12 protein-coding genes and 1 pseudogene are annotated in these 12,385 nt (G+C 30.5%); 11 read left to right on the forward strand and 2 right to left on the reverse strand.

Features of this window, described 5'->3' with window-relative positions; translation table 11 throughout:
• Positions 1 to 11 precede the first annotated feature (11 nt).
• Both ACU8YW_RS12455 and ACU8YW_RS12460 read left to right on the forward strand, forming a co-directional pair.
• Complete coding sequence (locus ACU8YW_RS12455) at positions 12 to 806, forward strand: VOC family protein (protein WP_088063538.1); 795 nt, start codon at positions 12 to 14, stop codon at positions 804 to 806.
• A 116-nt stretch (positions 807 to 922) separates the two neighbouring features.
• Complete coding sequence (locus ACU8YW_RS12460) at positions 923 to 1,672, forward strand: aminoglycoside phosphotransferase family protein (protein ID WP_088063539.1); 750 nt, start codon at positions 923 to 925, stop codon at positions 1,670 to 1,672.
• An 83-nt stretch (positions 1,673 to 1,755) separates the two neighbouring features.
• On the opposite strand, the gene ACU8YW_RS12465 is transcribed toward ACU8YW_RS12460, so the two are convergent.
• A complete protein-coding gene (locus tag ACU8YW_RS12465; protein WP_088063540.1) occupies positions 1,756 to 2,703 on the reverse strand; it encodes a phosphotransferase enzyme family protein in 948 nt (315 codons plus the stop codon).
• Positions 2,704 to 3,032: 329 nt separating this feature from the next.
• Here ACU8YW_RS12465 and ACU8YW_RS12470 point away from each other — a divergent pair, with 329 nt between their 5' ends.
• Positions 3,033 to 4,127, forward strand: coding sequence for a helix-turn-helix domain-containing protein (locus ACU8YW_RS12470; RefSeq protein ID WP_142291747.1), 1,095 nt, complete (start codon positions 3,033 to 3,035; stop codon positions 4,125 to 4,127).
• A gap of 14 nt (positions 4,128 to 4,141) precedes the next feature.
• Here the strand turns inward: ACU8YW_RS12470 and ACU8YW_RS12475 are convergent, their stop codons facing one another.
• Positions 4,142 to 5,833 (reverse strand): M3 family oligoendopeptidase, encoded by a 1,692-nt coding sequence (locus ACU8YW_RS12475; protein WP_426934567.1) that lies wholly within the window; start codon positions 5,831 to 5,833, stop codon positions 4,142 to 4,144.
• A 176-nt stretch (positions 5,834 to 6,009) separates the two neighbouring features.
• Between ACU8YW_RS12475 and ACU8YW_RS12480 the strand changes: the two genes are divergently transcribed.
• The 8 genes and pseudogenes from ACU8YW_RS12480 to ACU8YW_RS12515 all read left to right on the forward strand — a co-directional run bounded on the left by ACU8YW_RS12480 (position 6,010) and on the right by ACU8YW_RS12515 (position 12,347).
• The gene (locus ACU8YW_RS12480; protein WP_088610244.1) at positions 6,010 to 7,404 is read left to right on the forward strand and encodes an aminotransferase-like domain-containing protein; all 1,395 of its coding nucleotides are present in this window, start codon (positions 6,010 to 6,012) and stop codon (positions 7,402 to 7,404) included.
• A gap of 85 nt (positions 7,405 to 7,489) precedes the next feature.
• Positions 7,490 to 7,804 (forward strand): annotated as a pseudogene (locus tag ACU8YW_RS12485) (helix-turn-helix domain-containing protein); the annotation flags it as partial.
• A 63-nt stretch (positions 7,805 to 7,867) separates the two neighbouring features.
• The gene (locus ACU8YW_RS12490) at positions 7,868 to 8,833 is read left to right on the forward strand and encodes a helix-turn-helix transcriptional regulator (protein WP_098133532.1); all 966 of its coding nucleotides are present in this window, start codon (positions 7,868 to 7,870) and stop codon (positions 8,831 to 8,833) included.
• A gap of 71 nt (positions 8,834 to 8,904) precedes the next feature.
• A complete protein-coding gene (locus ACU8YW_RS12495; protein ID WP_098133533.1) occupies positions 8,905 to 9,537 on the forward strand; it encodes a type 1 glutamine amidotransferase family protein in 633 nt (210 codons plus the stop codon).
• Between the two features lie 368 nt (positions 9,538 to 9,905).
• On the forward strand, positions 9,906 to 10,109 hold the full coding sequence (locus ACU8YW_RS12500) for a hypothetical protein (protein WP_000538966.1): 204 nt from the start codon (positions 9,906 to 9,908) through the stop codon (positions 10,107 to 10,109).
• 490 nt (positions 10,110 to 10,599) lie between these two features.
• On the forward strand, positions 10,600 to 10,767 hold the full coding sequence (locus ACU8YW_RS12505) for a hypothetical protein (RefSeq protein ID WP_087985878.1): 168 nt from the start codon (positions 10,600 to 10,602) through the stop codon (positions 10,765 to 10,767).
• A gap of 214 nt (positions 10,768 to 10,981) precedes the next feature.
• Positions 10,982 to 11,479 carry a DUF421 domain-containing protein gene (locus tag ACU8YW_RS12510; protein ID WP_060488475.1) on the forward strand — a complete coding sequence of 166 codons (498 nt, stop codon included), beginning with the start codon at positions 10,982 to 10,984 and terminating at the stop codon, positions 11,477 to 11,479.
• A gap of 238 nt (positions 11,480 to 11,717) precedes the next feature.
• A complete protein-coding gene (locus tag ACU8YW_RS12515) occupies positions 11,718 to 12,347 on the forward strand; it encodes a class I SAM-dependent methyltransferase (RefSeq protein ID WP_088610241.1) in 630 nt (209 codons plus the stop codon).
• Positions 12,348 to 12,385 lie beyond the last annotated feature (38 nt).

Consider the following 12,385-nt stretch of genomic DNA (forward strand, 5'->3'; position numbering starts at 1 on the left):
GGGAATGTAACGTGATTACACATATATCAGATATAAAACTACAAACGGTTTCCATAGAGGGGGCAAAACAAGTTTATAAGGATATATTATCTTTTCCAATAAAAAAAGAAACGGCATCATTTATTCAATTTGAAGTAACACCCTATACAACCATTAGTTTTCAAGAAGTATATGAACCAATCGCTCCTGCACATTTCGCTTTTGAGATTCCATATTCAAAATTTCATGAAACAGCAAGATGGCTAAAGTATTCTGGATTACTCATTGTGAAATGGCAAAATGGAAATGTAATTGGTGAAGGGAATGATCTATTCAATGTATACTTTAAAGACGGAGATGGAAATCTACTCGAAATTATCGCACATAGTTATGTTAAAGAAGATGTATTAGTACCGCATTCCCCTTTAAACATTTTATATGTAAGGGAAATCGGACTTCCCGTTAAAAGTGTACCTGTATTTACAGAGTGGCTAAAATCAAATCTTAATATGAAAACGATGGAAGATGGGGATATTTTCAACTTTGTTATAGGTGGCACTGCATACATCGTTGCTACTTGGTGGCAGCGGCCTTGGATTCCGATTGCGATGAAAGCTTTACCACCGAAAGTACACGTTTCTTTCGGAACACCAGATCTTGCATTTTTACAGAAAATTCAAATTAATTTTAAGAGAAATAGTGTACCATTTCAATGTAAACATAATGAAGTATCATTTATTGAGCAAGGATATGCATTTTCAATTGTGCATACACCACATTTTCCTTCCGATATTCCTAGTAAATTAAACTTACCACTTTCTATTTAAGGATAGAAAGTGGTAAGTTTTTTATATTTTGTTAGAGAAGGGTTTCCGCATAATTACACTGAATTTATATAGGAGTATAAGGTGTCAGCTTAATTTACAATAAGGAGAGAAATGAATTGAATTTAGGAAATCCGATAGCTAAAGGGAATACAGCGGCAATCTATCTCTATGATAGTAAGGTTGTAAAATTATTTAAAGAATATCTTCCAGATACAGAGTCTATAAATGAAGCAAAAAAACAAAAATATGCGTATTCATGCGGACTATCAGTTCCAAACGTATTTGAAGTGACAAAGATACAAAATAGACAGGCAATTATTATGGAATACGTAAAAGGTGACAGTATAGGTGATCTCCTGTTTAATAATCTAAATGAGTCAGAACATTACATAAATATTTGTGTGAATGAACAAAAAAAGATTCATGCTATTCGTGTGAACACAGATGAAATAGAATCAATGAGAGAAAGATTAGAGCGACAAATTAAATCTGTTTATAAATTGGATGAAAAAGAAAAGGGAAATATATTGAATACGTTACATTCAATCAAATTTGAACCTAGATTATGCCATGGCGATTTCCATCCATTTAATCTAATTTTGAGTGAAAAGAATGTAAATATTATAGACTGGGTAGATGCTTGTTCAGGTGATATTCGTGCAGATGTGTTTCGTACATATTTATTGTATGCGCAGTCTCATATAGAATTAGCAGAAATGTATTTACAAATATATTGCAGTAATACCGATCTAACAAGAGATGAGATCTTTCAATGGGCCCCTATTATGATTGCAGCTAGATTTTCTGAGAAAGTATCTCCGCAAAATGAAGTGTATGTAAACAGATTATTGACTAAGTATGTATAAGTAATAAAACAAGGTTGTTTAGTAGCCAATTAATAAATGCTGTTGTTTAACTAAAGTTCCCTTGTAGTTAAACAACAGCATTTTTAAACATTGATATAGGTATATTTATTTTCGATTTTCATCCTATAAAGGTTCATTATTCGTACTTGGTCCTCAGTTAATTCTTCTTTATCCCAATACATATGCATTAAGCTATATTCAAAAATCTCCTTTAATTTTATAAACAATGGAAACCTGTCTATCATCTCTTTTGGTAGTTCATTTTCCTCTTGATACCCGGCAAATAGTGCTTTTGTAATAGAATGTTCATAGTCTGCTATATTCCCATTTCCAGCAAATGAATATTCTATCGCACTATAAATAGGAACGGCTAAATCAAATATGTAAAAATGTTTTTCACAGTCTTGAAAATCAATCATTGTTAAGTTTGAATTGTTTTCAACTAAAATGTTTTCTAACCATAAATCACCGTGAATTAAGCCGTAATTTGAAGTGGATTTTTGTAGCTTTTTTATAGAAGTTAAAACGTCAGATGCAATTTCTCTTATAGTAGTTTCTTCTTTAGGGATATACTTAAGAAAATTATACTCTTCATTTTCATACCAATCGTTTATATGTTTAACCGGTTTAGTCTTTTCAAAGCTCTTAGAAATACGATGTAATTTTCCAATTTGTTTACCAAGCTTTCTAAATATATTAGAATTCCATTCGTACCTTGGTAAATGTATGCCAGGCGCAGCTTTATATAATACAGCAAAAATCTCCTTGTCTAATGTTAACTTTTCTACTAAATTCTCATTAAGAGAAGGTATTATTGGAGGAACTGCTAAACCATTTTCATATAAAAAGTTCGTATATGCAACTTCTTCTAATTGTTCTTCATATTTTTTGTAGTTTGTAATTCTAATGAAGTATGAACCTAGTTTTGTAAGACATTGATACATTTCATTCGTTATAGGTTTAATGTTAATAAAATTTAATGGATATCGTTCATTTATTAATTGGAGTATTTCTTTTTCTAGCTCGTTCATTGTAGCGTCCTTTCCAAACTTATATTTTTTAACTAGAGAACTAAAAGAATCTTAATTTACAAAATTCGTGTTTAATAGTTGAAATCCTTTAAAATAAAATATGATGTAAATTGACTTTTAAAAAGTGGTAAGGTGTATCCATCATACTAATTAACGCTAAATTGAAAAGTTAATAGAATGTATCAAAAAATAAGATAGCTAAAAAAATAAAATTAATACTTACATATAAATTTTGAAAATCTTAGAGAATGGCTCATGTTATAAAACACAAGAAATATCAAAAGAAAGAAACGAACCTCTTTTATTATTATAAATAAGGAGTGAAGGAAATGAATGAACATATACAGAAGATGATTGATTGGATTGAGAGCAATTTAAAAGAAGGATTTTCATTAAATGAATTATCGCGTTATATGGGTTATTCTCCGTATTACTGTTCTTTTAGATTTCACCAAGTAACAGGCATTAGTATTAGGCGCTATATTCTTTTAAGAAGACTGTATTTATCTACGGAGGATTTGAAGAATGATAGAAAGATAATAGATATTGCATTAGATTATGATTATTCTTCGCAAGAGGCTTATAGTAGAGCTTTCAAAAATGTTTTTGGAATGAATCCAAGAGAATATCAACTTAACAACATGCCTATTCAATCATTTGTTAAACTCAATATAAATAAAGAAGGGGAGTTTAAAATGAATATTTCTAGAAAATTTGAGGTTGAGCAGTTACGTAGCAATAATAATGAGTTGTTTGATAAAGATGTATTAAACATATTAAATGGTCAAATGATGTATGAAGAATTTAAAGCTGAAAAGCTAATGGGTGAGTCTGATTACGCTCCATTTAACGAAGCAATGTGTGTAAACACGGCTACTACACGAGTTTTTAATGAAGAGTTTATTAATATAAGAGCAGAAGGACACAACAGTTCAGTAGAAAGTTATACAAAAAAGGTTATAGATCCGTTAGAAAATCTTTTTACAAAAAAGTATAAATGTATTGTTTTATGGTTCGGTGAAGATATGTTTTGCCAAATGAATCTACTTACTTTACTTTCATACCTTGAACAGTCTTGCTATGAAGGGAAAGTATACTTAAATAACTTCAGAGAAGATGAATTTAAAGTAAATCAAATTGAACTTGAATTGGGGAATTATTCTTCTATATACAATGAAGTATTAGTAAACCATAAAAAAACATCCTATAAAGTACCACCTGTAATGTATCAGGCTATAGACTTATATTTAGAAATGCTAAAAGAAGATAATATCGTAATGAAATTCATCTCTAAAAATCAAGGTTTATCAAATCATGAATTATTAATAAAGTTGTTTCAAATTTTTCCAACAATCGGATATGGTGATTCTCAGTACATAGAATTAATAAATAAAATAAAGAAGAAAGCTGAACCTAAAATATAGGAACAGCTTCCTTCTTATAATTGTTTAAGTGACTCTAATTCGCCCTCTACAAATAACATTAGTTCTTTAATTGTTTCGCCAGAAAAATCAAAACGAATGCCAGCCGCTTCATATATTTCCGGTAAAGATTTAGAGCTACCTAATGATAAAGCTTTTTTATAATTTTCTATTGCTTGTTTAGGGTTTTCTTTATATTGTTTATACATTTGTAGTGCACCAAGTTGTGCGATAGCGTATTCGATGTAATAGAATGGTAATTCAAATATGTGTAGTACAGGTAACCAGCTAGTTGCAATCCAATTTTCATACCCTTCAATATTTACGACGTTCGATTGGTATGTTTTATGTAATTCTAAATACTTTTCATTTCTTTCTTTAGCAGTATGATTAGGATTTTCATACATCCAATGTTGAAATTGATCAACGATAAGCATTTGTGGTAAGTACTTAACAATATCTTTAAAGAAATCTAATTTTGCTTTTATAAATTCTTCTGTATTCTTATAAAATGTATCCCAATACTCCATCGAAAATAATTCCATTGTCATGCTAGCAAGCTCAGCTGATTCGGAAGGGATTTCTAAATATTTTTGTAGCTCTAGTTGCTTCATACATTCATTATGAATACTATGGCCCATTTCATGGAGGAAAGTAGTAACGTCATAATGTGTATGATTGAGATTCATGAAGATAAAAGATAGTTGCGAAGCAGGTAAGTGTTCGCAAAATCCTCCAGGTCCTTTTCCTTTACGACTTTCTAAATCTAAGCAATTATTTTTATGCATACGGTCCAGTAATGTTGCAAATTCAGGGTCTAGTTTGTGTAAAACATGAGAACTTTTTTCGATTAAATCACTCGCGTCTTCGATTGGTTTTAATGCTTTTTGATTTGGTGCGGTTGCTTTTAGATCCCATGGACGAAGACTATCCACTTGAAGTTCAGATTTTTTCTCATTAAATATTTTATCGATAAGTGGTACTACGTATTTACGAATAGATTCAGCAAGCTCATAGCAATCTTCTGCTGTATAATCAAAACGTTCATGTTTTTTAAACATATAATCACGATAATTATGTAATTGAATGTTTTGCGCCTTTTGATGACGGATTGCGATTAATTCATTTAATATATTTTGTAATGTATCTTCAACAGATAAAAATGTTTCAGAAATGAGCGTTTTTGCTTTTTTTCGTATATGACGATCCGGATCTTGTAAGTAAGACTGTAGTTCAGTAATTGTTTTTTCTTCACCGTCCCATAGCGCGGTTAAACCACCGGTAATTTCGAAGTATTCGGTTACTAGTTTGTCTTCTCTTACTTCTAAATCAATGTTCTTTTCAAAAAATAAAGTCTGCGCATTCTTTATTTTTTTATCTAGTAAGCTATACGTTTTTGAATCAAGTTCCATTCGAAAAGGAGACTCTAAATATTTATTATCAAATGAATTTTGATAACGTTTCAAAAGAGGTCGTACATATTGTTGATCATATTCAAAAGTATCTTTTATTTTTTTATTATCTGTATTACATTGAAAGGCGATATAGTGCGATCTTAATTGTTCTTCAATTTCCCAAATGACTGTAGATTGTTTTTTTAACCAGTTTTCAAGCTCTAGTTTTGAAGAAATCTCTTCATTTAATAAAGTAGAAAGAGTCTTTTCTAATTCTAGAACGTTACTAATATCAATTGTATTTAAGCGCTGCATGACATATCCCTCACTTTTTATTTATTCATGGAGATATTCTATTTATTAATTGTAATTTCCTTGTTAAAAGAAGGAAATGTGAAATAATGTTAAAATTTAAAGTAATAGATGGAATGTATTTCTGTTTGCTTAAGAATGAGGAAACTTTTTAAGTCCTTGCATAAGGGAGTGAAATAATGTATAAGTATTTACATATTTTTAACGATATAGAAAACATGATTCAACATGGAGTGATAAAAGAAGGAAAGAAATTACCGTCTATACGATCGCTTGTTACGCAATATGAATGCAATAAGGCGACAGTAATACGGGCACTACATGAATTAGAAAAGCGTCATATTATTTATTCCATCCCTCAAAGTGGATACTACGTTGTTCGAAAATCAGGGAGTTTGGTAGAAAATGACGAGATAATTGATTTTGCTTCCTCAGCACCAGATCCAGATGTTTTTCCATATTTAGATTTTCAACGTTGTATTAATAAAGCCATTGATACATATAAAAATGACTTGTTTGTATATGGGACGCCGAAAGGTTTACCATCTTTAATTCCGGTTATTCAAAAACAACTGGCAAACTATCAAGTCTTCACTAAAGAAGAGAATATTTTTATAACGTCAGGTGTACAGCAGGCGCTAGCAATATTAACTTCTATACCATTTCCAAATGAAAGTGAAACGATATTAATTGAACAACCAACATATCATCTATATATTGAATATCTAGAAATAAACAAAATTCCTGTAATCGGTATTAAACGTACGAATGAAGGTATTGACTTAAATGAATTGGAACGCATTTTTCGAACAGGTAAAATAAAATTCTTTTATACAATACCAAGATATCATCATCCGCTTGGAACTTCTTACTCTAAAGATGAGAAAGAAAAAATCGTGCTACTGGCTAAGAAATATAATGTATTTATAGTGGAAGATGATTATTTAGCAGATTTAGAAATGGATTCAAAAGCAGATCCGTTATATAACTTGGATAATTGTAATCATGTAATATATTTAAAAAGTTATTCGAAGATTATTTTTCCAGGTTTACGGGTTGGAGTTGCGGTCATTCCGCCATCCATTGCAAATGATTTCCATAAATATAAAAAGATTTTAGATATTGATAGCCCAATGATATCTCAAGCTGCTTTAGAAATTTATATAAAGAGTGGCATGTTTGAACGTCATAAAAATAAAATTAAATCTTCCTATCACGATAGATCTAAAAAACTAGCAGAAACATTAGAAAGAACTCATAGTGAAAACCCGCTTTTATTCATATATAAAAAGCATAATACAATTGGAATCCATACTTGTTTAGAATTACAAAAAACGAGTATTTCCGAAATGTTTTTCCAAAGATTAAATGAAATGCAAATAAGTATTGATACTATTGATAAAAATTATATGAGAGGTTTTCCGAAAGAAAGACTATTAAAGTTAAACGTATCGAATGTAAAGGAAGATAGGATTGAAGTAGGAATTCGTAAAGTAATTGAGGAAATCAAACAAGTGGAACGTATAACCTTTCAATTTAAAAAAGAAAAAAATGAAAAAGGAGGTTTGTTGTGAGGCGCAAAATAATTCTCTTGTTTGTGTGTATCGCTATAATAATTGAAGCTATTGTTGTTACTAAATATTATAATAAAGATGATAATTAAAATCCTTCAAAGATACATGGCTAGATTTATCAGAAGATAATCCCTACAGCCAATTCTTAATTACGGTTATGGCGGGTGTAAACCAATTAGAACGTGATCTTATCCGTATGCGGCAGCGTGAAGGGATTGAACTGGCTAAGAAAGAAGGAAAGTTTAAAGGTCGGTTAAAGAAGTACCATAAAAATCATGCAGGAATGAATTATGCAGTAAAGCTTTATAAAGAGGTAGATATGACTGTAAATCAAATTTGTGAAATTACAAATGTGTTTATGGCCTCATTATATAGAAAGCTATCGGAAAGGAACAGTTGATGAGTTATACTAAAAATCAGAAATATATAATAGGGGATAAATTCCATAGAGAGGTGGAATTACATGCCTAAAATTGATAATATGTTAGCGATTCTATGGATGCTTCGCTCAGGTAAAAAAATTACTGCGAAACAAATTTCAGAAAAGTTAGAGATGAATATAAGGACTGTGTATCGTTATATTGATACAATTTCAACAAGTGGTGTACCTATAATTTCAGAACCAGGACATAACGGTGGATACACTTTATTGAACAATTTTATTGAGGCTCCTCTTTTTTTTGATTTTGAAGAGCAAACTTCACTATTTCACGCTGCTGTTTTTGCAGAAGAAGCCGGATATTATGGAGGTAAAGCATTAAATAGGGCCATTTCAAAACTAAGTAAATACTCAAATCAAGAGCAGGAAGCAAAGATAAACCAACATTTAAGTAGTCTAGAAGTAATCAGTCGATTTAGTTCACTCTCTATGGAACATTTTTTGAAGGAATTGGAGCAGGCCGTAACTGACGGGTACTCAATAAAAATCCTTTACTATAAAAGTGGCAAAAAGCAATTAAATTATAGATTGGTCGATCCGTACAGAATTATCTATTGGAATAATAAGTGGTATGTGATTGGATTTTGTCATCTTAGGAATGATATCCGTAGTTTTAGAGTAGATCGAATTGAAAGTTTAATGCTAACCGAAAATAAGTTTAACCGGCCAGAAAATTTTTCAGCACGTGACTTTTTTATAAAAAATCTTCTTCCAACTATAGAAGATAAAGAAGGAATTATTTCTTTGGTTATTAGTGGGGATAAAAGTGTATTGGCTGATATTTGCCAACATTGGTTTTTAGGACATTATTTACAAGAGCGGACTTCAAATCAAGCAGTTTTTCTTCTTGAAAAAGATATGATACATACATATGTACCTTATTTACTTTTACCGTACAATAAATCTATTAAAGTTATTGAGCCAATAAGTCTTAAGAAAAGACTTATTGAAGTACTGTCGGAATTAATAAAATTTCATGAAGTAATATAACTTCCCTGACGTTAACTGTCAGGGAAGTTATATTATAATATCCATATCAATTGTGATTGGAGTGATATGGGATGCAAACAAAAAAAGTTTTTCTATATGTATTTAATACAATGTCGGACTGGGAATATGGATATTTAATTACCGAACTAAACTCAGGAAGATATTTTAAAAAAGATTTAGTACCTTTAAAAGTAATTACAGTAGGAGCTAATAAAGAAATGATTACTACTATGGGGGGACTGAGCATAAAACCAGATATTTCCCTTGATGAATGTACTTTTGAGAGTAAAGATCTTTTAATTTTACCAGGAGGGACTACTTGGAGTGAAGAAATTCATCAGCCTATCTTGGAAAGAATTGGCCAAGCTTTAAAGTTTGGCACTATTGTTGCTGCAATTTGTGGTGCAACTGAGGCCCTTGCCAATATGGGATACTTAGATACTAGAAAGCATACAAGTAATAATTTAGAATACACTAAAATGGTATGTCCTAACTATAAAGGAGAAAAGTTCTATGAGTTGGGATCTGCGGTATCTGATGCGAATTTAGTTACTGCATCAGGAATAGCTCCTCTGGAATTTGCGATGGAAGTACTGAAAAAATTAGATGTATTTGCACCAGATACATTACATGCATGGTATAACCTAAATAAGACTCATAAACCTGAATACTTCTTCCAGTTAATGAATTCAATAAATAGATGAGCTAAAAAATTAACTTAGCAGATTTATATTTGTTTAAATAATTACCATGCTCTAGACAATGTCAAAGCATGGTTTTTGAATATAACTTAAAAATGGTTATGGAGTAATGAAAATTCCTTAACGTTGAAAATTCGTATTTTCCTGACGTTATCTCTATAAAAGGAAATATGATAGTAATCTTATATTGGAAGTGATAGAACTGAGTTATAAAAACTAGAAGAAAATTGTTACGTTAATACTTTTTAGAGCACTCAATTGTTGAGTGCTCATTTTGTTTAGGACATAATTGTTTTAAATGGAAATAAACTACCAATAGGTGATATCCTTAAGGTATAGTATTTACTTTGAATAGGAGGTTGATGGAGTCTATGGGGGTACGTATAGTGGATGATTTACAGCAATTATCATTGTTACTTATGTTTTTAAGTACATTTATATTTTACAGATACTTAAAGAAAGTGAAACGAGAGAGGAAATTGACTGGTTTTGAATGGACAATGTATTTTGTCACTCAATTTGCGACATTAATTTGGGCATTCACTTATTTTATTAAACACTTAGCTGAATCGTAATTTCTATTCATTTCAACTAGTTTACTGTTATCTATTAGGAATATAAATATAGTCCGTATCTAAATCAATGACAACATCGCTCATGATGTATTCTCGTAGTAACTTTGGGATTCTTTCATAGTGGTACCGTACACAAAATAAGCTTAGAAGCTCTTCGTTAGATAACTCTTCATTTTTAACATTTATAGACAGGACGCATTCAATGTTTTAAGGAATTAAGTCAAGGAATAATTACTCCTTTAAAAGTATTTGTCTCATATGAATAATGAACAAAACGAACAGATACTTGTCACATAGCCTACATATGTTTCGACACTAATATGATAACAGAGCGCGGAGTAACATGTACGAGAATTTTTTTATAGGTACATCGGGTATGTAAACCAGGCAGGGGTTTTGCTTTTTCATTATGTATAAAAAGTATATTATCTTTCTTAATGTACATATTAAGTAAAGTATTTAATATCATGTACATAAAAGGCGGGGTAATATGGATGAAAATAAGAAAAATGAAGAATTGATTAAATTTAAGAAACAATGGTTTAATGAAGATAATCAACCAGTAGCTGGTATAGAGTTAGCTTTACCGCCCGATATAGGCAGCATGTTAGACTTGAAATCAGTTGATGATGAAAGTGGAGAAAGTAATAATGAATAAGTTTAATCTATACGCATCCATTTGGGTGCTTTTGTTTTTTTTGACAATAGAAGATGGATTATCAAATCCTTATTGAAAAAAGATTGATCTAAATAGATCCATTTTTTATATATGTAACTTTTAATTTTCACAAAAAAGTTTAATTAAAGTTCATTTAGAATGCTATATAAAATGGGAATGCTAATAACATTTACCATTAAAGGATTGGGCTATTATGCATATTATTTTTGAAAGTATTATTTTAATTTTTACTGGGATTCTTGCATTAAAAATGACGGGTAGTAAATCTGTTAGCCAAATGACGAGAGCTGAAATCATTATAGTAGTATCAATAGCACGTATTATTGTAGAGCCTGTATTAAGTAGGAAAGTAGTCCCATCTATATTTGCAGCTGTAATATTTGCAAGCGTACTTCTTATCATTCATTTCTTTGAACTGAAATCAAGGAAGGCGGAACAATTCCTAAATGGCAGTAGCTTTGTAATTGTTGAAAACGGAGAGATTATTAAAGCGAACTTGATGAAGGCAAAAATGTCTGAACAACAACTTTATATGCAATTAAGAGAAAAAGGAATTCATGATTTAAAGAGTTTGCAGCAAGTTACAGCTGAGCCGAATGGACGTATTGGTTATCAATTAATAGAGAAAGCTCAACCGATAACTTTAGAAATGTTAGAAAAAATATTAGATCAGCACAATACAAAAAGATAATTTCTCCTGAGAAAAGCTAATACCACAACAAAAGTATTGGCTTTTTTATTTTTCTACAAAAACATATGGGTTGATAAAAAAGAGTGAGTTTTACACCAATCTTTAAAATAGATATAGGCTTATTATTATGCTATATTCAATGGAGCTATAGTGACTGTGGTGAAAAAAGCAGCTTTAAAATGAATATGGCTTTCATCTGATATTAAACATGAGATAAGAATAAGGAGATAGAAATATAATGGAATTTTGGGAATCAAGCTTTATTGAGAAGCAAACGATGTGGGGGTTTGAACCTACAGAATCTGCAATTTTGACAAAAGATTTTTTTGTGGAAAACAATGTTAAAGACATATTAGTTCCGGGTATTGGATATGGGAGAAACGCAAAGGTATTTATCGAAAATGGTATAAATGTAACAGGCATTGAAATTTCGAAAACAGCGATCGATTTAGCAAGAGAAAACGGACTAGAAGATGTTAGTATGTATCACGGTTCGGTAAACAAAATGCCTTTTGATAATAAACTATATGATGGGATATTTAGTCATGCACTTCTTCATTTGTTGAATGAGCAGGAAAGAGAGAAATTTATTAAAGATTGTTATAATCAGTTAAAACCAGGCAGATATATGGTTTTTACAACAGTTTCAAAAAAAGCTCCAATGTATGGAAAAGGAAAACAGTTGGAGCAAGACTATTATGAGATAATGGAAGGCGTAAACATGTTCTTCTATGATTCTGAATCTATAAAACAAGATTTTAATAAATATGGATTAGTACAAGTTTCGGAAATTGATGAACCAAACAAGAACATGACAAATAAACCTTCAATCAATTTCTTAATGATAAAATGCAAGAAAGAACTATAAATAAAGTGAAACTTTAATCAGTGGGGGGGTTCTCCATC

It is taken from the genome of Bacillus pretiosus, assembly GCF_052947655.1.